Annotated in this window: 29 protein-coding genes; 24 read left to right on the top strand and 5 right to left on the bottom strand. The window is 41.5% G+C overall.

Features of this window, described 5'->3' with window-relative positions; genetic code table 11:
• Positions 1-89 precede the first annotated feature (89 nt).
• Positions 90-2,294 carry a TonB-dependent receptor gene (locus GLIP_RS18465; protein WP_008846214.1) on the bottom strand — a complete coding sequence of 735 codons (2,205 nt, stop codon included), beginning with the start codon at positions 2,292-2,294 and terminating at the stop codon, positions 90-92.
• A 155-nt stretch (positions 2,295-2,449) separates the two neighbouring features.
• Between GLIP_RS18465 and GLIP_RS18460 the strand changes: the two genes are divergently transcribed.
• A complete protein-coding gene (locus GLIP_RS18460; RefSeq protein WP_008846213.1) occupies positions 2,450-3,100 on the top strand; it encodes a UPF0149 family protein in 651 nt (216 codons plus the stop codon).
• 16 nt (positions 3,101-3,116) lie between these two features.
• Here GLIP_RS18460 and GLIP_RS18455 read toward each other — a convergent pair whose 3' ends face one another.
• The 3 genes from GLIP_RS18455 to GLIP_RS18445 form a co-directional block, all read right to left on the bottom strand.
• Positions 3,117-3,746, bottom strand: a complete 630-nt coding sequence (locus tag GLIP_RS18455) for a tetratricopeptide repeat protein (RefSeq protein WP_008846212.1) — start codon at positions 3,744-3,746, stop codon at positions 3,117-3,119.
• Between the two features lie 190 nt (positions 3,747-3,936).
• A complete protein-coding gene (locus tag GLIP_RS18450; RefSeq protein WP_008846211.1) occupies positions 3,937-4,173 on the bottom strand; it encodes a TIGR02647 family protein in 237 nt (78 codons plus the stop codon).
• A gap of 28 nt (positions 4,174-4,201) precedes the next feature.
• Positions 4,202-4,723 (bottom strand): hypothetical protein, encoded by a 522-nt coding sequence (locus tag GLIP_RS18445; protein WP_008846210.1) that lies wholly within the window; start codon positions 4,721-4,723, stop codon positions 4,202-4,204.
• 136 nt (positions 4,724-4,859) lie between these two features.
• Between GLIP_RS18445 and ubiD the strand changes: the two genes are divergently transcribed.
• The 23 genes from ubiD to rplQ all read left to right on the top strand — a co-directional run bounded on the left by ubiD (position 4,860) and on the right by rplQ (position 22,693).
• A complete protein-coding gene (gene ubiD / locus GLIP_RS18440) occupies positions 4,860-6,344 on the top strand; it encodes a 4-hydroxy-3-polyprenylbenzoate decarboxylase (RefSeq protein ID WP_008846209.1) in 1,485 nt (494 codons plus the stop codon).
• A gap of 15 nt (positions 6,345-6,359) precedes the next feature.
• Positions 6,360-7,058, top strand: a complete 699-nt coding sequence (gene fre / locus GLIP_RS18435) for an NAD(P)H-flavin reductase (RefSeq protein ID WP_040523594.1) — start codon at positions 6,360-6,362, stop codon at positions 7,056-7,058.
• A 111-nt stretch (positions 7,059-7,169) separates the two neighbouring features.
• Positions 7,170-9,581, top strand: a complete 2,412-nt coding sequence (rnr, locus tag GLIP_RS18430) for a ribonuclease R (RefSeq protein ID WP_008846207.1) — start codon at positions 7,170-7,172, stop codon at positions 9,579-9,581.
• A 2-nt stretch (positions 9,582-9,583) separates the two neighbouring features.
• Complete coding sequence (gene rlmB / locus GLIP_RS18425; protein WP_008846206.1) at positions 9,584-10,333, top strand: 23S rRNA (guanosine(2251)-2'-O)-methyltransferase RlmB; 750 nt, start codon at positions 9,584-9,586, stop codon at positions 10,331-10,333.
• Positions 10,334-10,622: 289 nt separating this feature from the next.
• A complete protein-coding gene (locus GLIP_RS18420) occupies positions 10,623-12,263 on the top strand; it encodes an AMP-binding protein (protein WP_008846205.1) in 1,641 nt (546 codons plus the stop codon).
• Positions 12,264-12,545: 282 nt separating this feature from the next.
• Entirely contained in the window at positions 12,546-13,913 is a 1,368-nt protein-coding gene (locus tag GLIP_RS18415) for a DUF4397 domain-containing protein (protein ID WP_008846204.1), read from the top strand.
• A gap of 292 nt (positions 13,914-14,205) precedes the next feature.
• Complete coding sequence (gene rplN, locus GLIP_RS18410; protein WP_008846203.1) at positions 14,206-14,574, top strand: 50S ribosomal protein L14; 369 nt, start codon at positions 14,206-14,208, stop codon at positions 14,572-14,574.
• Between the two features lie 12 nt (positions 14,575-14,586).
• Positions 14,587-14,901, top strand: a complete 315-nt coding sequence (gene rplX / locus GLIP_RS18405; protein WP_008846202.1) for a 50S ribosomal protein L24 — start codon at positions 14,587-14,589, stop codon at positions 14,899-14,901.
• Between the two features lie 16 nt (positions 14,902-14,917).
• Positions 14,918-15,457 (top strand): 50S ribosomal protein L5, encoded by a 540-nt coding sequence (gene rplE, locus GLIP_RS18400; RefSeq protein WP_008846201.1) that lies wholly within the window; start codon positions 14,918-14,920, stop codon positions 15,455-15,457.
• Positions 15,458-15,468: 11 nt separating this feature from the next.
• Positions 15,469-15,774, top strand: a complete 306-nt coding sequence (rpsN, locus tag GLIP_RS18395; protein WP_008846200.1) for a 30S ribosomal protein S14 — start codon at positions 15,469-15,471, stop codon at positions 15,772-15,774.
• A gap of 12 nt (positions 15,775-15,786) precedes the next feature.
• The gene (rpsH, locus tag GLIP_RS18390; protein WP_008846199.1) at positions 15,787-16,179 is read left to right on the top strand and encodes a 30S ribosomal protein S8; all 393 of its coding nucleotides are present in this window, start codon (positions 15,787-15,789) and stop codon (positions 16,177-16,179) included.
• Between the two features lie 13 nt (positions 16,180-16,192).
• Complete coding sequence (gene rplF / locus GLIP_RS18385; protein ID WP_008846198.1) at positions 16,193-16,726, top strand: 50S ribosomal protein L6; 534 nt, start codon at positions 16,193-16,195, stop codon at positions 16,724-16,726.
• Between the two features lie 12 nt (positions 16,727-16,738).
• Positions 16,739-17,092: a 50S ribosomal protein L18 gene (gene rplR / locus GLIP_RS18380; protein ID WP_008846197.1), complete on the top strand. Its 354-nt coding sequence runs from the start codon at positions 16,739-16,741 to the stop codon at positions 17,090-17,092.
• Positions 17,093-17,101: 9 nt separating this feature from the next.
• On the top strand, positions 17,102-17,605 hold the full coding sequence (gene rpsE, locus GLIP_RS18375; RefSeq protein WP_008846196.1) for a 30S ribosomal protein S5: 504 nt from the start codon (positions 17,102-17,104) through the stop codon (positions 17,603-17,605).
• A 6-nt stretch (positions 17,606-17,611) separates the two neighbouring features.
• Complete coding sequence (rpmD, locus tag GLIP_RS18370; protein WP_008846195.1) at positions 17,612-17,794, top strand: 50S ribosomal protein L30; 183 nt, start codon at positions 17,612-17,614, stop codon at positions 17,792-17,794.
• A gap of 3 nt (positions 17,795-17,797) precedes the next feature.
• Positions 17,798-18,232: a 50S ribosomal protein L15 gene (rplO, locus tag GLIP_RS18365; protein ID WP_008846194.1), complete on the top strand. Its 435-nt coding sequence runs from the start codon at positions 17,798-17,800 to the stop codon at positions 18,230-18,232.
• A 5-nt stretch (positions 18,233-18,237) separates the two neighbouring features.
• Entirely contained in the window at positions 18,238-19,557 is a 1,320-nt protein-coding gene (secY, locus tag GLIP_RS18360; protein ID WP_008846193.1) for a preprotein translocase subunit SecY, read from the top strand.
• Between the two features lie 24 nt (positions 19,558-19,581).
• Positions 19,582-19,698 (top strand): 50S ribosomal protein L36, encoded by a 117-nt coding sequence (rpmJ, locus tag GLIP_RS21760; protein WP_083880141.1) that lies wholly within the window; start codon positions 19,582-19,584, stop codon positions 19,696-19,698.
• 132 nt (positions 19,699-19,830) lie between these two features.
• On the top strand, positions 19,831-20,187 hold the full coding sequence (gene rpsM, locus GLIP_RS18355) for a 30S ribosomal protein S13 (RefSeq protein WP_008846192.1): 357 nt from the start codon (positions 19,831-19,833) through the stop codon (positions 20,185-20,187).
• A 12-nt stretch (positions 20,188-20,199) separates the two neighbouring features.
• Entirely contained in the window at positions 20,200-20,592 is a 393-nt protein-coding gene (rpsK, locus tag GLIP_RS18350; protein WP_008846191.1) for a 30S ribosomal protein S11, read from the top strand.
• A gap of 24 nt (positions 20,593-20,616) precedes the next feature.
• Entirely contained in the window at positions 20,617-21,237 is a 621-nt protein-coding gene (gene rpsD / locus GLIP_RS18345; protein ID WP_008846190.1) for a 30S ribosomal protein S4, read from the top strand.
• Positions 21,238-21,259: 22 nt separating this feature from the next.
• Entirely contained in the window at positions 21,260-22,249 is a 990-nt protein-coding gene (locus GLIP_RS18340; protein ID WP_008846189.1) for a DNA-directed RNA polymerase subunit alpha, read from the top strand.
• 42 nt (positions 22,250-22,291) lie between these two features.
• On the top strand, positions 22,292-22,693 hold the full coding sequence (gene rplQ, locus GLIP_RS18335) for a 50S ribosomal protein L17 (protein WP_008846188.1): 402 nt from the start codon (positions 22,292-22,294) through the stop codon (positions 22,691-22,693).
• A 92-nt stretch (positions 22,694-22,785) separates the two neighbouring features.
• Here rplQ and GLIP_RS18330 read toward each other — a convergent pair whose 3' ends face one another.
• Complete coding sequence (locus tag GLIP_RS18330; protein WP_008846187.1) at positions 22,786-23,547, bottom strand: hypothetical protein; 762 nt, start codon at positions 23,545-23,547, stop codon at positions 22,786-22,788.
• Positions 23,548-23,973: the final 426 nt, after the last annotated feature.

Raw genomic sequence — 23,973 nt, 5'->3', positions numbered from 1 at the left:
TAGAGTAATTGATAGTAAATTTATTTGGATTAATGACAGTGGCCTTGCACAATAAGAAATCGTAACAAAGCCACTGTTTTGAAAGAGATTTAGAAGTGCATTCTCGCGCCAACAACGATTGAGCGGCCAGGTAGAGGTGCGGTATCTTTTATAAAGGACGCATGTACTCGGGCTTCTTTATCTAAAAGATTGTTGCCTCTAACAAATAGTACCAATTCATTATCTGAAACATCTATATAGTAATTAAATGCCGCATTGACTAAGGTGTAGCCAGCTGTTTCCGTTTCATATTCAGCGATATTGTCTTGTTTCGCATTGTAGGTCGCGCCTAATTCTGCGTGCCAATAGTCACTTTCAAAATGTAACCCAAAACCAATTCGTGCAGGCGGAATTCGCGGTAGATTTTCCCCATTACTTAATTCAGCTTTAGTAATATCCGCAAAGGTTTCTAAGCGAAATTGTTTGCTTAAGTGCCAATCAACTTCTGCTTCAAGTCCATAAATATCTGCATTTTGTTGACGAAATAAATAGATCGGAAGCGCTGTTTCTTCATGGTCATGCTCTTCAAGGCCTTCTTCCTCTATTTCGTCCTCATTATGAATATGACCGTCTTCAGCAACCAAACCTGTATTTTGTTGAAACAGGTAGTTATCAATTTGGTTGTAAAACATACTGAAAGTTGCTTCGACTGATTTACCTGAAACTTGGTAAGTAATGTCGATATTATTGGAAATTTCTTTTTCTGGCGCATGTGTATTCTGCACTATTTGGTATTCACCCGCTTCATCTGCCGGTTCAATCTCAAATGCTGCACCCAATTCATAGGTACTGGTAGCAATATGTAAACCATTGGAAAATAGTTCAGCTGCAGAAGGTGCTCGTTCAGAGCGAGCATAGTTGAAAGAGAGAGTTGCGTTGTCTCGAATACTCCAAACAACCCCTGCTGATAGACTCAATGAAGAAAAGCTTTCTTCTTCAAAGAAAATGTCTGGTGCATCATCTTCAGTTATATAAAAACTGTTATCAACAGCTATATTACTTTTTTCATAGCGAAATCCTAATTGCCACAAGAATGCACCTGAGTGTTTCTCTTCGAGCAAAAATATGGCTGCAGAATCACTTTCAGAGGCTGGCGTGAAGGCTTCTTCCCCTAACGCTGAAAAGTCGGTATTAGTGTAGTTAAGCCCGAGAACACCTTCCCAACCATTGATGCTGCGGTGTTTACCCCACAGTCGAGATTCAAATGATTCGTTAGTAAAAGTTGTTCCTATCTCACCATCTTCAATTTCACTATGATTATAATCGGTGTAAGCATTTCGAAATTTTATTTCAGTAAAAAAGCCGTCTAAATCATGGAAGTCTACTAAGAATTGATAACGATCTTGTTTTAAGCGACCAAATACTTCCTCTTCGTGCTCTTCATCATGTTCTTCTTCATGTTCATCTTCATCATGATCTTCTTCTTCATGCTCATCGTGATGCGAGTGACCGGGAATGCCATAATCGCTATCAAGCTGACCAAAAGAGAAGGCGACGTTCAAATTATCCGATGCCCATCCTAAACCTGCTGTAAAACCGCTTGCGTCGATAAAAGAATTATCTAGTTCACCACTATCTTCCGTGCCATCTATTTCTGCAGAACCTGGAATTTTATAATTTTCCGTTTGTCTATCAAAGGCATCGAAGTGCCACATCACAGTGTTGTTGCCACCGTCTACATTTAGATTAAACAAATCCTCACTAGAAACACTGTCGTGTAAGTAACTCACTTTGCCATCTATTTCTTCGCGTCTTTGGGTGGGTAATCGATTATCTACAATGTTCACTACGCCACCAATTGCACCACTGCCATACAATAGGGTTGCAGGTCCTCGAAGTACTTCTATCTGAGTAGCATTTGCAGATTCTGTTGAGACCACATGGTCAGGACCAACACGTGAGGCATCCGATACGTCGAGACCATTTTGTAAAACCTTGACTCTAGGTCCGTCAAGTCCTCTAATAATAGGGCTACTTGAAACTGGCCCGAAATAAGTACTATGTACACCAGGCACATTTTTTAATGTTTCGCCTAGAGTGGGAGCAATTCTCGATTCCAAATCATCTCCAGCGATAATAGAAACAGGTGTTGCGGACTCGAGTACCGTTGGATTGAGTGGATTAGAGGTTATGACTAGCTTTTCTATATCTTGCTCATCTTTTTGAATAGGTTTAGTTTGTGCGATGGCTTGATTGGAAACACTTAGTGCTATAAAAATGGTACTGGCAAGTAAAGAGTATGGTTGCGGAAGCACGGTGATCCCCTTGAGTATCGTTAATTTGTTAATGCAATGTTATACTGTATCAATTGATATATTATAACGTTTTAAACCGTTTTTTTGTCAATGTTTATTTTGCGTTTTCGAAAATGACTTCAATTTTAAGATTAAATTAATGCTAGGAAAGTGTATTGCCGTTCGTGAAACCTGAAGCCTTACAACAAGTTGAAAGCGTTTGTACAAAGCATTCTAAAATATTACATTCACCAAATTATATTCGTGGCTTGGTATTCGCTGTCAGCGCCGCACCTGAAATTCCAATGCCTGACCAATGGTTGAAATGGGCATTTAAGGGAGCCGGTGGGTCTATTTCTGAAGCGGAAATTGATCATGTCGCTGAGGTTTTAATGGGGCTTTTGCAATATGAATTAGCCCAGATGCGAACCAACAATCTTGATTTCCCCGGTAAAGGAGTTCCCTTACCTGATAATTTATCTGAGAAGTTATCAGTGAGTGAATGGTTGAAAGGGCTATTAAGTGGGCACTCTCGTTTGGAGTCGGTTTGGCAGGCTTGCTGGCAACAAGTGGAAACAAAAGAACCTGAAAAGTTATTAAAATTTCAACGAGATCTAAAACACTGTTTGCTTATGTTTAGTTCCTTTGCTGACATTCCAATGGCGATTGAGCAAGCGAAAAAAGTGAACAACATTAAACTACTGGATAATTTGCCAAAGATATATGCATCGCTGCCCGAGGCGCTCAAAACCTATGTGAAGTTATCCGGTCAACTAGCACAATACTTGCCAGAACAATTTGAAACTTTTGAGCAAGAAAAGTCTTAATTTCTATACAAATGCACTAGCTGTCTAATGGGCGTTTCGCTGTTCTAACTGCTTTAGGATGCATTAGTTTTTCTAAATCTTGCATACAACTGGCAATCTTTTCATGGGTTTTCTTGTCATTTGTAATCGCGTTGTATAGCCAATGGTAGGCATCTTCATAGTCATAACGGCTACCGAATCCATCGATAAACAAATCGGCAAGTTGAATTTGCGCTTTTAAATTTCCCAGCGCGGCTGCTTCACGCAGATAAATCACCGCTCGCTGCTTATCTTCTTGCACCAATTTGCCAGTGGCATAGTATCGACCTAACTGTTCAAGCGCAGCCGCAAGTCCTTGGTCTGCAGCTTCCTGCATGTAACTAATCCCTCTGCTAGGTTCTGCATCTATGCACACACCCCAAGCTAACATGTCCCCCCATAAAAATTGAAATGCTGGAATTTTTAAGGTATCTGCTCGCGCTTCAATATCTTGCACCAATTGACATCGATCTAACACAACTCGATCAAGGTGCTCGTTTTTATTTATCAGGTTAATTAACTCGTCTTGACTATATAACTCTACGGCTTTGATTGGCTCAGCACTTTGCGCGCACAATGAAAAAAGCGTTAATGCAGTAGTCACTGATAAAATTTTAAATAAATCCATGATGAACGTTCCACACAGTCAAGAGTTAGACCTAATACAGTATTGTATCGACATTTGTACAAAATACTAAATAGCTAAACTGAATTGTTGGCACTAGGCATTGGGAATGTGTTACTTAATTTCTGCCTTCACTTGAAATAACCTGACGACAACAGTGGATGTAGCTGTTGTCGCGGGATTCTATTGGGTTTTAACGATGTGAAAGGGCGGATTGAATCACTTGTGCATGTTCAGCAAGATCATGGCCTAAATCGGTTAAATAACCACCATCTGGCTGGCTAACAATGCCTTTTTCAAATAACCGTTGCGCTGCGCTTACCATTGAAGGTTCGGCATCATGATGAATTTTTAATCCTTGCATTAAACTACTGTTTGGAAATTTTAAGATCAGATTTAGCTCTTCTGTGAGTTCTTTATTAAAAGGCATAGGTTTCTCGTCTCTTTAGTAATGAATATTATTTTCGTTTTACATATTTTCCATCAAATAAGGTTGTCCAAGATTTCCCATTGTCTTGGCTGGACTCCCAATGTTGACGAACGTTATTATCAGCCGATGCTGTCCATGTGATTCGATGCACTATATTATCTCCTTTTGTGGATTTACCTGGGCCCTCTAAAATCATGGAGTGGCCGTCGAAGCTGCCATTTAAAGACAATAACAAGCCGCTATTATCTACCCAAGTTTGATGCCATTGTTGATTGTTGGAATCATAGATATTAAAGCTTTGGCCTTGATAGCCAGAAGGTGTGGTGTAATCTTCTTTGAGGATACAGCCATTTAGTTGAGACGTAATTTTATTGACCCCAACAAGTTTGTTTTGTGTGGAATATACATCCCAAGTACCAAGCCAAAAATCAAACTGTTTATGGGCTGGACTGTCGCAAGCGGCAAAACCACTAAAACTCAATATTGAGATAATGAAAAATACACTTGATCTAATAATTATTCTCATCACATTAGTTAATTGAATCTGCATTGCTAGTTAGATTATCCCTGAATGCAAACAATTACAAAAAATTAACAATTTATTTTTTCAACTAAATTGGTACATCTCTCGTATAACGGCTTTTACAGGTTTATACTTAGAGGTTCTGAAGAGACAGCGGTTCAATATGAAATACAAAGACTTACGAGATTTTATAGCACAGTTGGAAAGTAAAGGTGAACTTAAGCGTATTACCTTAGAAGTAGACACCGACTTAGAGATGACAGAAATCGCTGATCGTACTTTAAGGGCTGGCGGGCCTGCCATCTTATTTGAAAACCCAAAAGGTCACTCGATACCTGTTTTGGTTAATTTGTTCGGTACGCCCGAACGCGTTGCATTAGGTATGGGGCAAACTTCTGTTTCGGCGCTACGCGAGGTAGGAACTTTACTTGCCTACTTGAAAGAGCCTGAACCGCCTAAAGGACTCAAAGATCTGTGGGAAAAACTGCCTGTATTCAAACAGGTTTTGAATATGCCGGTTAAAGAAGTGCGAAAAGGAGTATGTCAGCAGGTCGTTATATCAGGTGACGAGGTAGATTTGTCAAAGTTGCCTATTCAACGTTGTTGGCCTGGTGATGTTGCACCTCTAATCACTTGGGGTTTAACCGTTACCAGAGGCCCAAATAAGAAACGCCAGAATCTGGGCATCTATCGTCAACAAGTGATTGCTAAAAATAAAGTCATCATGCGTTGGTTGTCACATCGTGGTGGAGCCCTAGATTTCAAAGAGTTTTGTCAACAAAATCCAGGTGAAAATTATCCGGTATCTGTCGCTTTAGGTGCAGACCCGGCTACGATTTTGGGGGCGGTAACACCAGTACCCGACAGCTTATCTGAATACGCATTTGCCGGATTATTACGAGGTGATAAAACTGAAGTCGTTAAATCTATTAGTAACGATTTACAAGTGCCAGCCAACGCGGAAATCGTATTAGAAGGCTACATTGCGCCGGGTGAAACCGCGCCAGAGGGGCCATATGGTGATCACACTGGCTATTATAACGAAGTAGATGAATTTCCGGTCTTTACTATAACTCATATTACGCACCGTAAAGATCCTATTTATCATTCAACATATACGGGAAGGCCGCCAGATGAACCGGCGATTTTAGGGGTGGCATTAAATGAGGTGTTTGTTCCTATTTTGCAAAAACAATTCCCTGAAATTGTGGATTTTTATCTTCCACCTGAAGGATGTAGCTACCGATTAGCCGTCGTTACCATGAAAAAACAATATCCTGGTCACGCAAAACGGGTCATGATGGGGGTTTGGTCTTTCCTACGTCAGTTTATGTACACTAAATTTGTGATAGTCTGTGATGACGATGTGAATGCCAGAGACTGGAAAGATGTTATTTGGGCGATCACGACTCGAATGGATCCCGCTAGAGATACCACAATGATTGAAAGTACGCCGATCGATTATTTGGACTTTGCATCCCCAGTTTCTGGTTTGGGTTCAAAAATGGGCATGGATGCAACCAATAAATTGCCAGGCGAAACTGATAGAGAGTGGGGAGAGCCTATAGAAATGGATCCCACTGTTGTAAGCTATGTCGATGAAATATGGGACAGTCTAGGACTGTCTACCAAATCTGAAAATAAATGAGAAGCTAACGTTTTTATGTCACCAATACGTTGTAAAATTGAGTCAATTGAGCCTTTAACCAACATTGTCAGCAGCGTGATTTTGCGCACTGAGACTCCTATGTCTTACAAGGCGGGACAATACCTCCGGGTCATTATGGGCGAAAAAGACTTTCGGCCTTTTTCGATAGCTAATCCGCCAGATGGCAGCGACCGGATTGAATTACATATTGGCGCAGGTCCAGGAAATGATTATGCAGGTCAAGTCTTAGAAAAAATGAAGCGCGATAGTGAAATCTATGTGGATGGTGGACATGGTGAAGCATTTTTGCGTGAAGATAATATTAAACCAACAATTTTATTAGCAGGTGGAACCGGTTTTTCTTATACCTACGCAATTTTATTGCAACGCTTAAAGATAGCAAACAATCAGCCTGTATTTTTATATTGGGGTACACGCACGTTAACTGACATGTACGCATATGAAGCGTTGGTTGAACTTGAAAAACAACATACGAACTTTCGTTTTCTGCCCGTCGTCGATGTACCAGAACACGATTGGATCGGGAAATCTGGTTGGGTACATAAAGCTATCATGGCTGACTTTGTGAGTTTAGAACCGTATCAGGTGTATGTCGCCGGTCGATTTGAAATGGCTGGGGTAGCACGTGAAGACTTTCAGACTAAGGGATTGCTGAAACAAAATTTGTACGGGGACGCCTACCAGTTCATTTAATCGTGACGCTTTATCGCTGATTTCCTTAATAGTTGGGTGGTTTTGAATAAAAATTGCCCAAATATTCAAAAAAACATAGTTTCGTCACAATCAATGGCTATAATGCCGCTCATGAATATAAAAAATAAACAAAATTTAGAAAAGAACGATCCTCATTTCCTGCGTGAAAAAGACAAGTATGAAAATCCTGTAGCAAGCAGAGAATATTTGTTTCAGGTGTTGGTAGAACAAAAAACTCCCCTGACTTTCTTAGAAATATGCCAATTCGTTAAAGCTTTAGACGAGGATAGCCGTGTAGGTGTGCAGCGTCGTTTAAGAGCAATGGAACGCGAAGGTCAAATAGTATTTAATCGTCAGAAAAAATACGGCCTGGCAGATAAAATGGAATTGATCAAGGGCCGAGTTATTGGTCATCGTGATGGTTTTGGATTTTTGAAACGCGATGATGGTGAAAAAGATTTATTTATACATCAAGCACAGATGCAAGCCTTGTTGCATGATGACATAGTGTTAGTCAAAGAAAGCGGTACAGATAACCGTGGTCGCCGAGAAGCAAGAATAGCCAGAATTATTGAGCCTCGAACTGAACCCATTGTAGGCCGTTACTTTGTCGAACATGGGGTAAGCATGGTTATCCCAGATGATAGCCGTATTGGTCACGAAATCATGATTCCAGCCGAGCATGTTAATGGCGCACGCCAAGGCAATGTGGTGGTGGTGGAAATTCTGCAGCGCCCTCGCAAACGTGTAAACCCGATTGGTAAAATACTGGAAGTACTTGGTGAGCACATGGCACCCGGTATGGAAATTGAAATGGCGCTGCGCACGTTTGATATACCTCATCAATGGCCCAAAGCCGTTAGCAAGCAAATTGCTAACTTAAATGAACAAGTACCAGAAGAAGCGAAACAAAATCGTATTGATTTACGTCAATTACCCTTAGTCACAATCGATGGGGAAGACGCTCGTGATTTTGATGATGCGGTATTCTGTGAACCTTTGGATGAGGGCGGCTGGCAGCTTTGGGTTGCCATTGCCGATGTTAGCTATTACGTTAAAACCGGAACCGCTTTAGATAACGAAGCTCAAGTGCGTGGCAACTCAGTGTATTTTCCTGAACAGGTTGTCCCAATGTTACCGGAAGTACTAAGTAACGGTTTATGTTCATTGAATCCTGAAGTGGATCGCTTGTGCATGGTATGTGAGATGACCGTTAGTGCGCAAGGTAAGCTAAAAGACTATCAATTTTACGAAGCCGTGATGAACTCTAAAGCTCGCCTGACTTATAGCAAAGTTGGCGAAATCTTAGATGGAAATCCAGAATTACATAAACGTTATGCTGAACATGTGCCGCATTTACGTAATTTACACAATATGTATCGCGTATTAAAACGTGCACGAAACAACCGTGGTGCAATTGAGTTTGAAACCCAAGAAAGTAAGTTTGTTTTCAACGCTCAACGTAAAATTGATCACATAGTGCCAGTTGTTCGCAATGACGCTCATAAGCTCATTGAAGAATGTATGATTTTGGCGAATGTGTCAGCGGCTAAATTTTTAGAGCAAAACAAAGCACCTGCGTTGTATCGAATTCACGATGAGCCTAACGAAGACAGATTGACTTCGTTTACGTCTTATTTAAAAGAAGTAGGTATTGAACATCGCATTGGAAAAGAGGCAAAGCCGCAAGATTTCACGGACTTAGTAAGCAAAATACAAGGGCGGCCTGATCAAGAGCTCATTCAAACCATGTTGTTGCGTTCGATGAAACAAGCGGTCTATGACAGTGACAATATAGGCCATTTTGGTTTGGCGTTGGAGGCTTATGCTCACTTTACTTCGCCGATCCGTCGTTACCCAGATTTAGTTGTTCATCGCGCAATAAAAGCTGTGTTGGACAAACAAGCCAGCCGAAAAAGTAAAACTGGCGGAAAATCTTATAATGCCGAAGAAGTTGAAGCGTTAGGTGAACAGTGCTCAATGACTGAGCGCAGAGCGGACGATGCAACTCGTGATGTGGCTGATTGGCTCAAATGTGAATTTATGCTTGATCATGTTGGCGACGTGTTTGAGGGGGTTATCGCATCGGTCACCGGCTTTGGTTTTTTTGTTCGGTTAGGTGAGTTCCATATTGATGGGCTGGTGCATATTTCATCCCTTGAAAATGATTATTATCATTTTGATGAAGTGAAACAATGCTTGGTTGGCGAAGCGATGGGGAAACGATATCGATTAGGTGATCCGTTAAAAGTGAAAGTGGCCGCAGTTAATTTAGATGAACGTAAAATTGATTTCATTCTAGATGAGCCCAAAGGTCGTGGTGCAAGAAAAGCTGCCGGAGCTAAGCGCGGAAAAACCAACAAAAAAGACAATGCAGATAGAGAGTCTAATCAGAACAACAATGCAACTGCGACTAAGCAACCTGCTAAAAAAGGAACAGGTAAGCCATCTCGTAGAACTACCGATAAATCATCGTCGAAAGCACCAAAATCTAAACGTCGAACAGCGAAAAGGAACAAATAAATATGGCACAGCAAGAGTGGTTGTATGGCATTCATGCACTTGAGTCGGTCATTCAGCGCGAGCCAGAGCGGCTAATCGAATTATTTGTACTCAAGGGGCGTGAAGACGATCGGCTGTTTAATATAATCAATCAAGCAAGACGATTCGGTATAGCGGTACAGTTTTGCCAACGGAAAACCTTGGACGACAAAGTTGATGGTGAGCAACATCAAGGTGTCGTAGCACGGGCTAAGCCGGGTAAGCAATACAGTGAAAACGATTTAATGGCCTTGGTAGAAGACAATCAAAAGCCATTTTTATTAATTCTTGATGGGGTCACAGACCCGCATAACCTCGGAGCATGCTTACGCACAGCTGAAGCGGCAGGGGTGCATGCTTTGGTCGTGCCTAAAGATAACTCTGCGGCTTTAACCCCTACTGTTCGCAAAGTGGCTAGTGGTGCTGCTGATGTGATTCCCTTGGTACAGGTAACTAATTTAGCGCGAACAATTCGCGAACTTCAAAAAGCCGGTGTTTGGATTGTGGGCACTGCTGGAGAAGCAAAACAAAGTTTATATGAATGTACCTTTTCAGGATCCATCGCGCTGGTGATGGGGGCAGAAGGTAAGGGAATGCGCCGCTTAACCAGAGAGCACTGTGATGAATTAATCAAGCTCCCTATGGCAGGCACTGTTACCAGTTTGAATGTATCAGTGGCAACAGGCGTATGTTTATTCGAAATAGTTAGACAAAGACTAGAATCTCAGTCATAAAATCATATCTAAGATTCACCTATCCAGTAGTATCTGAGATAGGTGAATATTCCCTTCCTTAATTATAAAAATTCATAAATTTCAGTTGATTAGACCATTTGTGTTAGTTGAAAAATCTCACGAATAGTTTTCTATCATCAAAAATGATGCATCGAAACGAAAAAATAAGGTTAAATCAATCTAGAGCAATGTTTTAATAGTGTTATGTTTTTGTTAATTTTCAAGCTAGTCTATTAATTCTATAAATAAATCTAAAAAACTAGCAAAGTTTCTATAATTGAGTACCCAAATGAGTATAAAAACGCCGTTAGAATTGTTTTACGATAAAGTGAAATCCCATCCTAATAAGCTCTATTTAACCCAACCTCATGATGGGGAAGTGCAAGAGTACAGTTGGCAGCAAGTTAATCAAAAAGTACGACAAGTAGCCCAAGGTTTGATGGAGTTGGGCTTACCTAAAGGCAGTCATATTGCGCTGATTTCAAAAAATTGCGCAGAATGGTTTATTACTGATTTAGGTATTATGATGGCAGGTCATATTTCCGTCCCTATTTTTCCAACTGCGGGACCTGAAACAATTTCATATGTCCTTGAACATGCCAAATGCCCAGCCATATTCGTAGGCAAGTTAGAACAACCAGATCAACAACTCGCTGCTATTCCTGAAACCACAAAAAGCATCGGTTTTCCCTATGCAAAATCTAAGTGTGATATTGATTGGGAAACTTTCCTTTCACAGGGGGAGTTTGCGGGTTACCCAGTGCCAAGCATGAATGAAGTTATGACTATCATTTATACTTCCGGTAGTACAGGTAGTCCAAAAGGTGTGGTGCATACATATGAATCAATAAGCTGGACGGCCAACTGCTCGTTAAAAGCGCTTAATGTAAATCAAGAAGATAGAATATTAAGTTATCTACCGCTTGCTCATATTACAGAAAGGTTGTTGGTGGAAATGTCGAGCCTCTATTCTGGTTTAGAGATTTTCTTTATCGAGTCATTAGATACGTTCAAAACGGACATTCAACGCTGTAAACCCACTTTGTTTATTTCTGTACCCAGACTTTGGACTCGCTTCCAAATGGGAATTTTAGCGCAAATGCCACAGAAGAAACTCGACCGGCTACTGCGAATTCCAATTATACGCGGCATAGTTGCGAAAAAAATTCGTCAAGGTCTGGGACTCGATTGTGCGCGACTATGGGCTAGTGGTTCTGCTCCGATTTCGCCAGCGACGATTCATTGGTTTAATCGCATCGGTATCAAAATTTCTGAAGGCTGGGGAATGACCGAAAACTGTGCATATGGCACAAGCAGTGTTCCATTTCGTGAAGACAAAATCGGTTGTATTGGTAAAGCTTATGAGGGCGTCGACATTCGCATTTCCGAAGATGGAGAGATCCAAGTAAAAGGGCCGTGCAATATGAAAGAGTATTATCTCGAGCCCGAAAAAACAGCAGAAGTGTTTACCGAGGATGGATATTTACGCACGGGTGACAAAGGCGAAATAGATGCCGATGGATATGTTCGTATTACCGGTCGATTAAAGGATATGTTCAAGACTGCAAAAGGCAAGTATGTCACGCCGGTACCGATTGAATCCAAACTAATGGAAAATGAGTACATAGAGCAAGTGTGTGTAACAGGTAGCGATCTGAAGCAACCAATTAGTTTGGTCGTTTTGTCTGAAGACGGTAGGAAACAAAATAGAGCAGAGTTAACCAATTCATTAGAATTGACCTTAAATAGCGTAAACGCAAAGTTAGAGAGTCATCAAGTACTCGATAGGTTAGTGGTTGTTCCGGAGGATTGGACAATCGAAAATGACCTATTAACCCCCACTTTGAAAATAAAACGGCATGTTTTAGAGAAAAAATACCAAGATGTGATTAATGCACCTTACAAAGAAAAGGTGGTTTGGTTATCATAGGGGAATATAACCCAATCACTTTAGGTGAAATGGTTATTAACTACTTGCGAAATGATGGGCGGTTTTTAGCAGTTTGCATTTTCAGTAGGGGCCGGTCGAACGGTATTATGACGACAAAATAGTCATTCTATGTGATTTGCTGCCCATCATTTTAGTGAAGTTAGCGATTATTTGATAAAGATTATCTAAAGGTTTGAACTTTTATTTAGTGTATGAATCGTAACTTCGTTATAGAATCCCCTGCAATTTGGTTTTGCGCTTGTTTTTAAGGAAAGTGTTTTAATGCGAAGTAAAGTTAGTTTTGCCCTGTTGGGTGTTATTTTGGCCTCAGGGTTAACAGCCTGCAGCAGCTCAGACGACAATAATACAGAATTCAGTTCTTCTGGTTATATTCAGTTTTATAATGGTTCAGCTAATAGTGCGGTTACCACTATGCGTGGTACTGAAGAAACGCAAGTATTAGCTTCGGCGTCATACGGCGATGTGACTAGTATGATTCAGACCGAAACTGGAAATACTGAAATTGAGTTTTATCGTACCGATTCAGATGACCAAGAAGTAATTTTGGAAACGCGTGATATCGATTTGCGTAACGGTGAAAAAACGTTGGTTATGTTGACTGGTGATTTTGATACCCCTACTTTCAACGAATATCGTTTTGAGCGTAAAGAATTAGAAGATCATTTTCGTCTTTTCGCAGTATCAGTAGTGACAGATCAAAGTAGTTACGATTTGTATATGAGTGATTCTGGTGCTCCTTTCTCTGAAGCAAATCTTCTAGCGACTGTAAATTATGAAAACTTCGAAGAGATGACCTACTGGGCACCTGACGAAGATGAAGAGTTTAATGAAGGTACTTATACTATTTATTTAACTGAACCGGGTTCAACAGACGTTATTTTTGAGTCTAATACGGTTTCGTTTCAATTTGCCACAGAATACGTGTTAGTGATTCGTAATAGCAGTGGTGCAATTCAAAATGGCATCGAAATCGACTTAGTACTTAACTCATCTACGGTTTCTAACTTAGATGATGTTAATGCTAGTGCGCAGTACAGATTGTATAACAGTCTTGATGACCACGACATAGAATTCACACTTGAAGGGAACGAAGATACTGACCCTATGCAAGTAAATTCAAATGCTAAAACCGATTTCCAAGATATTGAATTTGGTGATTATCGTTTATCAGCTACTTCTACTTCAGATAGTACACTGACGTTCAACAATCGTTTGGTTACACTTAACCAAGGTGAGAGTAAAGCAATCCTCATTTATCAAGGTGCGAATGACAAACTAACTTCGTTATCGTTTGACGAGAGTACGCAACCTCAGGTTTATGACAAACAAGTTGTTGCTGCAAATCTAGTTTCAGATTTCGTCGATGTAGATTTATATTTTGTGCGTAAAGATGAAACCATTGAGTCAGCAGAATATCTGATTTCGAGTATAGATTTTGGTGAAGCAAAATCAGTTACTCTACCAAGTGACTTTTATGAGCTAGTTGCGGTTTTTGATGACAACGAAGATACTCAAATTTTGTTAGATAGAACCCAATTGTTAGGGTTTGATGAGCAAGCGAATTATATTATTACTATTGAAGAGTCTTTAGATTCTCCTACTGGATATAAAATTTCACTGCTCTACTAAGTTAAATGCTTTTTAAAATCGGCCCAACAGGGCCGATTTTATTATCTTCTACTACTATTTCTTCCGCTTAATAGCCCATTTTGTACATCTAAATTTACTCCATCTGATTTAATCTGTAATTATTTTGAAATTGAACTATCACAGAGCAATCTTTTCTGTTATAGTTTCGCGCCCTTTTTATAGGGGTATGTATGAATTTTCTACAGGTTTTCGTTCAAAAGACTAGGCTTGTAAGATTTTTTGTAGCTTAAACGACTCGTGAGAGTCTTAATTTAAACAGCGGAGCACTAACATGATCCAAATGCAAACTAACCTGGATGTAGCCGACAACTCCGGCGCTCGCAGGGTTCAGTGTATTAAGGTTCTTGGTGGCTCGCATCGCCGTTATGCACATATCGGTGACATCATCAAAGTTACTGTCAAGGAAGCAATTCCTCGTGGCAAAGTAAAAAAAGGTGACGTTCTGAATGCAGTGGTGGTGCGTACTAGGAAAGGCGTTCGTCGAGCTGATGGTTCAACTATCCGTTTTGATAATAACGCAGCTGTTTTGCTTAATGCAAACAAGCAACCTATTGGTACGCGTATCTTTGGCCCGGTCACTCGTGAACTTCGTGGAGATTCCTTCATGAAGATCATTTCATTGGCCCCAGAGGTACTATAAGGAGTCACGATAATGGCTAGAAAAATTCGTCGTGATGATGAAGTAGTCGTATTAGCAGGCAAAGACAAAGGAAAACAAGGCAAAGTCCTTAAAGTACTTGCGTCTGAAGACAAGCTAATCATAGAAGGTGTGAATTTGGTGAAGAAACACCAGAAGCCTAATCCTCAATTGAATGTCCCTGGTGGCATCGTTGAAAAGGAAGCAGCAATTCACGTATCAAATGTAGCGGTTGTTAACCCGGCGACGGGTAAAGCAGATCGCGTTGGTTTCCGTTTCGAAGATGAGAAGAAAGTTCGTTTCTTCAAATCTAACGGCGAACTAGTTTAATTAATTGGAGTGTACGATGGCGAAACTGCATGATTTCTATAAAGAAACAGTAGTGGGAGAACTTGCGAAGCAGTTCAACTACAAAAGCGTCATGCAAGTCCCTCGGATCGAAAAAATCACCTTAAACATGGGTTTAGGTGAAGCGATAGCGGACAAAAAAGTATTAGAAAGCGCGCAGGCTGATATGGCTGCAATTGCTGGACAAAAACCAATTGTTACTGTTGCTCGTAAGTCTGTAGCGGGTTTTAAAATCCGTGAAGGTTATCCGATTGGCTGTAAAGTAACCTTACGTGGTGAGCGTATGTGGGAATTCTTGGAACGTTTGATTTCAATTGCAATTCCTCGTATCCGTGACTTCCGTGGCTTGAATGCGAAATCATTCGATGGCCGTGGTAACTATAGCATGGGTGTACGTGAGCAAATTATCTTCCCTGAGATCGACTTTGATAAAGTTGATAAAATTCGCGGTATGGATATTACTATCACTACTAGCGCAAACTCAGACGACGAAGCAAAAGCGCTTTTAACCGCTTTTAACTTCCCGTTTAGAAAATAAGGTGTAGGGTTATGGCAAAAGAATCAATGAAAGCGCGCGAAGTAAAACGCGCCAAGCTAGCAGCAAAGTACGCAACTAAGCGTGCAGAGCTAAAAGCAATTATCAGCGATGTTAACGTTACTGATGAAGAACGTTGGGATGCTGTTCTTAAGCTACAACAACTTCCACGTGACTCAAGTTTATCACGCAAGCAAAACCGCTGCCGTGTAACTGGACGTCCACATGGGTTCCTACGCAAATTTGGTCTTAGCCGTATTAAGTTGCGTGAAGCAGCTATGCGCGGTGAAGTCCCTGGCCTTAAAAAAGCCAGCTGGTAAGGAGTAGCCAATATGAGCATGCAAGATCCTATCGCGGATATGTTTACCCGCATTCGTAACGGCCAATTGGCAAGCAAAGTATCAGTTGCTATGCCTTCTTCTAAACTTCGCGTGTCTATCGCTAAAGTTTTAAAAGATGAAGGTTATATCGCTGACTTCGCAGTCACTGGTGACGTTAAGCCTGTTATCGAAGTAGCACTTAAGTATTTCGAAGGCAAAAAAGTAATTGAGAGCATTGAACGAGTCAGCCGTCCAGGTTTGCGCATCTATAAGAAAAAAGATGAGCTTCCTAAAGTGATGGGTGGTTTGGGCATCGCTATCGTGTCTACCTCAAAAGGTGTGATGACTGACCGTGCAGCGCGTAAAGCTGGCATGGGCGGTGAGATCATCGGTTATGTAGCGTAACGGGAGATAGAATATGTCACGTATAGCAAAAGCTCCTGTCGATATCATCTCTGGCGTAGAAGTAACTATCGCTGGTCAGGGTGTCACAGTTAAAGGAAAAAACGGTACTCTAAGCCGTGTATTCAACGACGCAGTTGAAGTTGTACAAGAAGAGAACCAATTGAAAGCACTTCCTCGTGAAGGTTTCGCTAACAACTGGGCTCAAGCTGGTACTGCTCGCTCAATCTTGAATGCAATGGTTACAGGTGTATCAGAAGGGTTTGAAAAGAAACTTCAACTTAATGGTGTTGGTTACCGTGCGCAAGCACAAGGTAGCAAATTAAACCTTACGTTGGGTTTCTCTCACCCAGTAGTTTATGAAATGCCTGCTGGTATTTCAGTTGAAACTCCTACCCAAACTGAAATCGTCGTCAAAGGCGCTGATAAGCAAGTGGTAGGTCAGGTTGCAGCTAACATCCGTGGATATCGTCCGCCAGAGCCTTATAAAGGTAAAGGTGTTCGTTATGCTGATGAAGTTGTGCGTCGTAAAGAAGCTAAGAAAAAGTAGGTAGGTGATACGATGGATAAGAAATCAGCTCGCTTGCGCCGCGCTACCCGCGCCCGCAAAAAAATCAGTGAACTGGCCGCGCATCGCTTGGTTATTAACCGCACACCTCGCCACATATACGCGCAGTTAATCGCGCCAAGTGGTTCAGAAGTGTTAGCGGCGGCTTCTACAGTTGAAGCAGATCTTCGCAAATCCCTTAAAGCTACGGGAAATGCTGAAGCTGCGGCAGCGGTAGGTAAAGCGATTGCAGAACGCGCTATAGAAAAAGGCATCAAAGAGATTGCTTTTGACCGTAGTGGTTTCAAATATCACGGTCGAGTTAAAGCATTAGCTGACGCTGCTCGTGAAGCAGGCCTTCAGTTCTAGGAGTTAATTATGGCTAAAGTAGAAGTTCAACAACAGGGCGACCTGTTAGAAAAGTTGATCGCTGTAAACCGTGTATCAAAAGTAGTTAAAGGTGGTCGTATCTTTAGCTTTACTGCTTTGACAGTAGTTGGTGACGGTAATGGTCGTGTTGGCTTTGGTTACGGTAAGGCACGTGAAGTACCTGCTGCAATCCAAAAAGCAATGGAAAAGGCGCGTCGCAATCTTGTGAACGTTGACCTTAACGGCAACACGCTACAGCATCCAATTAAAGGACGTCACTCAGGCTCCAAGGTCTACATGCAACCAGCATCAGAAGGTACTGGTATCATTGCCGGTGGTGCAATGCGTGCAGTTCTTGAAGTTGCGGGTGTACAAAACGTACTTTCAAAATGCTACGGCTCAACAAACCCAATCAACGTTGTTCGTGCAACAATCAATGCATTAGTAGAGATGAACTCTCCTGAAGCAATTGCTGCAAAACGTGGATTGCCTGTTGACGAAATTTTGGGGTAATTGAACATGGCTAAGATGATTAAAGTAAAGCAAACAAAAAGCTCTATTGGTCGTCTACCTAAGCACAGAGCTACATTGACTGGTTTAGGTTTGCGTCGCATCGGGCATGTTCGTGAATTAGAAGATACCCCTGCCGTTCGTGGCATGATCAACCGTGTATATTACATGGTTGAAGTAGTGGAGGAGTAACAGATGAAATTGAATACTATTGCTCCTGCACCTGGAGCTAAAAATTCTGGTAAGCGCGTAGGTCGCGGTATCGGTTCTGGTCTTGGTAAAACTGGTGGCCGCGGTCACAAAGGTCAAAAGAGTCGCTCTGGCGGTTCTGTTAAGCCTGGTTTTGAAGGCGGACAAATGCCAATTCAGCGCCGTCTACCTAAGTTCGGTTTCACATCTCGTGTTTCTTTGGTTTCTGACCAAGTTACATTGAGCGAAATCGCTAAAGTAGAAGGTGATGAGGTTTCACTAGCAACTTTGAAAGCAGCAGGTCTTGTTAAGAAAGAAATGCTAAACGTCAAAGTAATGAAAAGCGGTGAAATTTCACGTGCAGTTACTGTAAAAGGTTTAAAGGTATCTAAAGGCGCACTTGAAGCAATTCAAGCAGCTGGCGGTAAAGTAGAGGAATAAGCTAGATGGCAAAACCAGGACAGGACTCAAGCGCTAAAGGCGGCTTGAGCGAGCTTAAATCAAGACTGTTGTTCGTACTAGGTGCGATCATAGTATTTAGACTCGGTTCATATGTACCTATTCCTGGTATTGATGCCAATGTGTTAGCTCAATTATTTGAGCAGCAAAAGGGCACTATCGTGGAAATGTTTAATATGTTTTCAGGTGGTGCACTGGAGCGCGCATCGGTTCTTGCCCTAGGTATTATGCCATACATTTCAGCTTCAATTATTATGCAGTTGCTCACAGTAGTGCATCCGCCGATGATGGAGTTGAAAAAAGAAGGCGAAGCCGGACGTCGTAAAATTAGTCAATACACACGTTATTTTACGTTGGTATTGGCCACCTTCCAAGCGATTGGAATTGCGACAAACTTACCAAACTTGATTTCAGGTTTAGTAATAGCTCCTGGTTTCGGTTTTTACTTTACAGCGGTAGTGAGCTTAGTTACCGGTACCATGTTTTTAATGTGGTTAGGTGAGCAAATTACCGAAAGAGGTATCGGAAACGGTATTTCCATTTTGATCTTCACTGGTATTGTTGCCGGTCTACCTACAGCGATTGGTCAGACTGCGGAACAAGCCAGACAGGGTGACCTGAATGTACTGTTGTTGTTGTTAATTGGGGTAATCATTATTGCCATCACTTACTTTGTTGTGTTTGTTGAACGTGGTCAGCGACGTATTGTCGTTAACTACGCGAAGAAACAGCAAGGCCGTAAGGTTTTTGCAGCGCAAAGTACACATTTACCACTTAAGGTAAATATGGCGGGTGTTATTCCTCCAATCTTCGCATCAAGTATTATTTTGTTCCCTGGAACTATCGCAAGTTGGTTTGGTCAAAATGAGTCATTTTCTTGGTTACAAGATGTGGCTTTGATGTTGTCCCCAGGACAACCTTTGTATGTGATGTTATATGCTACGGCGATTATCTTTTTCTGTTTCTTCTATACTGCGTTGGTATTTAACCCACGCGAAACAGCAGATAACTTGAAGAAGTCTGGTGCTTTTGTACCTGGTATTCGTCCTGGTGAGCAAACGTCTCGTTACATCGATAAAGTAATGACACGCCTTACTTTGGCAGGCGCACTTTACATAACCTTTATTTGTTTGGTGCCTGAGTTCATGTTGATCGCCTGGAACGTTCAGTTCTATTTTGGCGGTACATCACTACTCATTATTGTAGTGGTTATCATGGATTTCATGGCGCAGGTGCAGACTCATTTGATGTCACATCAATATGAATCTGTTCTTAAGAAAGCGAATCTTAAAGGCTACGGTCGTTAAGATAAGCGTTTACGGAGTGGTGATATGAAAGTTCGTGCATCCGTTAAAAAGATTTGCCGTAGCTGCAAAGTTGTAAGACGCAATGGCGTTGTACGTATTATTTGTAGTTCTGACCCTAAGCATAAGCAAAGGCAAGGCTAATCAAAAAGTGGTATTTGGGTAAATTTGGTCATACTACCGGTTTACCCAAGCTTAATTTGCAATTTGGTCATCGGGTAAGTATCCTATCGGGCTTTTTAGGCTGATGACAATAATTAAAGAGGAGTGCTGTTAATGGCCCGTATCGCTGGCATTAACATCCCTGAACACAAGCACGCTGTGATTGCTATCCAATCAATCTACGGCGTAGGCGCGACACGTGCGAAAAGCATTTGTGAAGCTGCTGGTGTTACAGAGTCAACCAAGATTAAAGATCTTGATGAAACAACGATTGACAAGCTTCGTGACGAAGTCGCGAAATTTATGGTTGAAGGTGATCTTCGCCGTGAAGTGTCAATGAACATCAAACGTTTGATGGACCTAGGTTGCTTCCGTGGTATACGCCACCGTCGTAGCTTACCTCTACGTGGTCAGCGCACTAAAACTAATGCGCGTACCCGTAAAGGTCCTCGTAAGCCAATTAAAAAGTAAGCGAGGTTAGTTATGGCTAAAGCACCTACAAAGAGCACGCGTAAGCGCGCAAAACGTCAAGTTGCAGACGGTATGGCTCATATCCATGCGTCTTTCAACAACACAATAGTGACTATTACTGACCGTCAAGGTAACGCCTTGGCTTGGGCAACATCAGGTGGTTCTGGTTTCCGTGGTTCACGTAAATCAACTCCTTTTGCTGCACAGGTTGCTGCTGAGCGTGCAGGTGTTGCTGCTCAGGATTACGGTTTGAAAAACTTAGAAGTATTCGTTAAAGGTCCAGGTCCAGGTCGTGAATCTGCAATCCGTGCTTTGAATGCAACTGGTTATAAAATCACTAATATTACCGATGTGACACCTATACCTCACAACGGTTGTCGTCCACCGAAAAAACGTCGCGTTTAATCGACGGACAGTTGGAGAAAGATCATGGCTAGATATTTGGGTCCAAAACTCAAACTTAGTCGTCGCGAAGGAACAGATTTGTTCCTTAAAAGTGGCGTTCGAGCAATTGACTCGAAATGTAAAATAGATACTGCCCCTGGTCAGCATGGTGCCCGTCGTGGCCGTTTGTCTGATTACGGTGTGCAGCTACGTGAAAAGCAAAAAGTACGTCGTATGTATGGCGTATTGGAAAAGCAGTTCCGTAACTACTATAAAGAAGCAGCACGTTTAAAAGGCAACACAGGTGAAAACTTGTTACAGCTTTTAGAACAGCGTCTTGACAATGTTGTTTACCGTATGGGTTTCGCTAGTACACGTGCAGAAGCTCGTCAGCTAGTAAGCCATAAAGCTATTATGGTTAACGGTAAGGTTGTTAATATACCTTCTTATAACGTTTCTGCTGAAGACGTTGTTTCCGTTCGTGAAAAATCTAAGAAGCAAGCGCGTATCGTTGCTGCTTTAGAGTTGGCGGACCAACGTGAGAAACCAACTTGGATTGAAGTAGACAGTAAGAAAATGGAAGGCGTTTTCAAACGTATTCCAGAAAGAACTGATTTGTCTGCTGAAATTAACGAACAGTTGATCGTCGAACTTTACTCTAAGTAAAGCATAATCAAGAGAGGAAACAATGCCGGGTTCTGTAACTGAATTCCTAAAACCAAGGTTAGTGGAAATAGAAAACTTATCACCAACACGCGCTAAAGTCACACTTGAGCCATTAGAGCGTGGTTTTGGTCATACTCTTGGTAACGCGCTTCGTCGCATCCTTTTGTCATCGATGCCTGGTTGCGCCGTGACAGAAGTTGAAATCGATGGTGTATTACATGAGTACAGCACTAAAGAGGGTGTACAAGAAGATGTCATCGAAATATTGCTTAACCTTAAAGGTTTGGCAGTTAAAATCGAAGGCAAAACTGAAGCTACTCTAACTTTAGTCAAGTCTGGTGCAGGCCCTGTTACTGCTGGTGATATTCAGCATGATGGAGATGTAGAGATCTTTAATCCTGACCATTTGATTTGTACGCTAACTGGCGATGCCGAGTTAAGCATGCGTATCAAAGTTGAAATGGGTCGTGGATATGTTCCTGCGTCAACTCGCCGTTCCTCTGAAGAAGATGATCGACCTATCGGTCGTTTGTTAGTGGATGCTTCATATAGCCCAGTAGAGCGTATTGCTTATAATGTTGAATCTGCTCGTGTTGAACAACGCACAGATTTGGACAAATTAATTATCGACATGGAAACCAATGGTACTTTGGATCCGGAAGAAGCGATTCGTCGTTCAGCTACAATCTTAGCTGAGCAATTAGACGCATTCGTAGAACTTCGTGATATTTCAGAGCCTGTTGCTAAAGAAGAGAAACCGGAATTCGATCCGATTCTTCTTCGTCCAGTGGATGATTTAGAGCTTACTGTACGTTCAGCTAACTGTTTGAAAGCTGAAGCTATCCAGTACATTGGTGACCTGGTGCAACGCACCGAAGTTGAGTTGTTGAAAACGCCTAACTTGGGTAAGAAATCTCTTACTGAGATTAAAGACGTGTTGGCATCTCGTGGTCTTTCTCTGGGAATGCGCCTTGAAAACTGGCCACCAGAGAGTATCGCAGAAAAAGATTAATCAGGTCGCAAGATAAACTGATTTGTAAAGAAGGATAGAGCTATGCGCCATCGTAACAGTGGTCGTCAGTTAAATCGTAACAGCAGTCATCGTCAAGCTATGTTCAAGAACATGGCTGGATCTTTAGTTAAGCACGAAGTGATCAAAACTACGTTGCCAAAAGCAAAAGAACTGCGTCGCGTAATCGAGCCTCTTATCACACTTGCTAAGCAAGACAGCGTAGCTAATCGTCGTTTGGCGATGGCTCGTACAGGTGATAAAGAAGTTGTAGGTAAATTGTTCAATGAACTTGGTCCGCGCTATGAAGCTCGCCCAGGCGGATACCTTCGCATTTTAAAATGTGGTTTCCGTTCAGGTGATAATGCGCCGATGGCTTTCGTTGAGCTAGTTGACCGTCCAGTTGCTGAAGAAGTTGAAGAAGCTGAAGTAGTAACTGAGGAGTAATAACTCCGAACAAATTAAAAAGCCGAGCATTTGCTCGGCTTTTTTGTTTAACTATTTTGACTGGTTTGAGTAGGCGCTTTTAATCGCTTAGTTTATTGATTTTGAATAAACGCTAGTTGTTCTTCACTCGCACCCGCATTCTTAGCATATTTTAATAAATCTTCTGGTGAAATACCTGCGTTAATAGCAGTAACTAAGATTCTTCTAACACTTTCCTGCTCTTCAGCTGATTCTCGTAGAGCTGTGGTTACCACTTGCTCTGCTTCGTCTGGAAATGTGGCTAACAAAGCGTCAACTACATATTCACCCACAAATGGCATAGCTGAAACTGCAGTTTTAATTATCTCTACCATTTCATTGGGATGTGAACGAGACAAGGTTTGCACTATGTTATCTGCAGAATCAGGCTCAGTCTCTACAGCAATTCGAACGATTTCATCCAATTCATCAGGAGTTGAATAAGCAGCAGCTCTAACTATGAAATCTACATAACTAGGTTCTGCATTAATTGCTGTCTCAACGATACTAGCACAATTACTTATCCCTTTTTCCAAGGCCAAGGTAACCACTTCGCCGGTTAATGCCGGTTCTGCAGATATCGCAGCGTGAATAATTTCTTTATATTTCTCGGGGTATAAATCTAGTGCTGTACTAACTACATTTATGGCTTCTCTAGGATAATTACCTATGATGCTTTTTATTGCCCGGCCAATGGACATCGACTGGTCAACCTGCTTTTGCACAAAGTCTGCGGTCAAGCGACTATTACTGTCACTAGTACCATTTGCGGTAATTGCAAATGCGTGAGCACTTAAAAAACCCAAAGTAAAAACGATTGGGGTAATTTTTTTCATAATAAACACCTACTTAGACCTAGTAATCTAGTATATGACAACAATAACTCTCAAGAGTTTAAAAGTAACAAGCTTTTAATAAAAATAATACTTTATTAACCGATTGTTGGATAAATAATCTGTATTTAGCAATATTAAAATAAATTTGGATTTTTTTCGGTATTAGGGTTGACCTAAAGTTATAAATCTCTACAATGCGCCCAGCTTTGTGAAGGGCATCCCAAGTTTGGTAGAACATTCTTTAAATGACCGAACAAAGTTTAAAGATTGAAACGAGATATTTTAAAATAAATCGTTGACATCAAAACCGGAGAGTGTAGAATGCGCCTCCCGCTTGAGAGAGACCTAACGGACTCCTTCAGCAGACAAGATTTCCAGGTAGCGTCAGATGACAGCGACCTGATGTACGAAACCTTCGGGGATTAA

This window comes from Aliiglaciecola lipolytica E3, assembly GCF_000314975.1.
Lineage (GTDB): Bacteria > Pseudomonadota > Gammaproteobacteria > Enterobacterales > Alteromonadaceae > Aliiglaciecola > Aliiglaciecola lipolytica.
This window is presented reverse-complemented; position numbering and strand designations above follow the sequence as displayed.

What these genes read in the sequence shown, in the direction of transcription:
- GLIP_RS18455 (WP_008846212.1), bottom strand. Translation starts at nt 3,746, where the DNA reads ATGGATTTATTTAAAATTTTATCAGTGACTACTGCATTAACGCTTTTT.
- GLIP_RS18450 (WP_008846211.1), bottom strand. Translation starts at nt 4,173, where the DNA reads ATGCCTTTTAATAAAGAACTCACAGAAGAGCTAAATCTGATCTTAAAA.
- GLIP_RS18445 (WP_008846210.1), bottom strand. Translation starts at nt 4,723, where the DNA reads ATGCAGATTCAATTAACTAATGTGATGAGAATAATTATTAGATCAAGT.
- ubiD (WP_008846209.1), top strand. Translation starts at nt 4,860, where the DNA reads ATGAAATACAAAGACTTACGAGATTTTATAGCACAGTTGGAAAGTAAA.
- fre (WP_040523594.1), top strand. Translation starts at nt 6,360, where the DNA reads ATGTCACCAATACGTTGTAAAATTGAGTCAATTGAGCCTTTAACCAAC.
- rnr (WP_008846207.1), top strand. Translation starts at nt 7,170, where the DNA reads ATGAATATAAAAAATAAACAAAATTTAGAAAAGAACGATCCTCATTTC.
- rlmB (WP_008846206.1), top strand. Translation starts at nt 9,584, where the DNA reads ATGGCACAGCAAGAGTGGTTGTATGGCATTCATGCACTTGAGTCGGTC.
- GLIP_RS18420 (WP_008846205.1), top strand. Translation starts at nt 10,623, where the DNA reads ATGAGTATAAAAACGCCGTTAGAATTGTTTTACGATAAAGTGAAATCC.
- GLIP_RS18415 (WP_008846204.1), top strand. Translation starts at nt 12,546, where the DNA reads ATGCGAAGTAAAGTTAGTTTTGCCCTGTTGGGTGTTATTTTGGCCTCA.
- rplN (WP_008846203.1), top strand. Translation starts at nt 14,206, where the DNA reads ATGATCCAAATGCAAACTAACCTGGATGTAGCCGACAACTCCGGCGCT.
- rplX (WP_008846202.1), top strand. Translation starts at nt 14,587, where the DNA reads ATGGCTAGAAAAATTCGTCGTGATGATGAAGTAGTCGTATTAGCAGGC.
- rplE (WP_008846201.1), top strand. Translation starts at nt 14,918, where the DNA reads ATGGCGAAACTGCATGATTTCTATAAAGAAACAGTAGTGGGAGAACTT.
- rpsN (WP_008846200.1), top strand. Translation starts at nt 15,469, where the DNA reads ATGGCAAAAGAATCAATGAAAGCGCGCGAAGTAAAACGCGCCAAGCTA.
- rpsH (WP_008846199.1), top strand. Translation starts at nt 15,787, where the DNA reads ATGAGCATGCAAGATCCTATCGCGGATATGTTTACCCGCATTCGTAAC.
- rplF (WP_008846198.1), top strand. Translation starts at nt 16,193, where the DNA reads ATGTCACGTATAGCAAAAGCTCCTGTCGATATCATCTCTGGCGTAGAA.
- rplR (WP_008846197.1), top strand. Translation starts at nt 16,739, where the DNA reads ATGGATAAGAAATCAGCTCGCTTGCGCCGCGCTACCCGCGCCCGCAAA.
- rpsE (WP_008846196.1), top strand. Translation starts at nt 17,102, where the DNA reads ATGGCTAAAGTAGAAGTTCAACAACAGGGCGACCTGTTAGAAAAGTTG.
- rpmD (WP_008846195.1), top strand. Translation starts at nt 17,612, where the DNA reads ATGGCTAAGATGATTAAAGTAAAGCAAACAAAAAGCTCTATTGGTCGT.
- rplO (WP_008846194.1), top strand. Translation starts at nt 17,798, where the DNA reads ATGAAATTGAATACTATTGCTCCTGCACCTGGAGCTAAAAATTCTGGT.
- secY (WP_008846193.1), top strand. Translation starts at nt 18,238, where the DNA reads ATGGCAAAACCAGGACAGGACTCAAGCGCTAAAGGCGGCTTGAGCGAG.
- rpmJ (WP_083880141.1), top strand. Translation starts at nt 19,582, where the DNA reads ATGAAAGTTCGTGCATCCGTTAAAAAGATTTGCCGTAGCTGCAAAGTT.
- rpsM (WP_008846192.1), top strand. Translation starts at nt 19,831, where the DNA reads ATGGCCCGTATCGCTGGCATTAACATCCCTGAACACAAGCACGCTGTG.
- rpsK (WP_008846191.1), top strand. Translation starts at nt 20,200, where the DNA reads ATGGCTAAAGCACCTACAAAGAGCACGCGTAAGCGCGCAAAACGTCAA.
- rpsD (WP_008846190.1), top strand. Translation starts at nt 20,617, where the DNA reads ATGGCTAGATATTTGGGTCCAAAACTCAAACTTAGTCGTCGCGAAGGA.
- GLIP_RS18340 (WP_008846189.1), top strand. Translation starts at nt 21,260, where the DNA reads ATGCCGGGTTCTGTAACTGAATTCCTAAAACCAAGGTTAGTGGAAATA.
- rplQ (WP_008846188.1), top strand. Translation starts at nt 22,292, where the DNA reads ATGCGCCATCGTAACAGTGGTCGTCAGTTAAATCGTAACAGCAGTCAT.
- GLIP_RS18330 (WP_008846187.1), bottom strand. Translation starts at nt 23,547, where the DNA reads ATGAAAAAAATTACCCCAATCGTTTTTACTTTGGGTTTTTTAAGTGCT.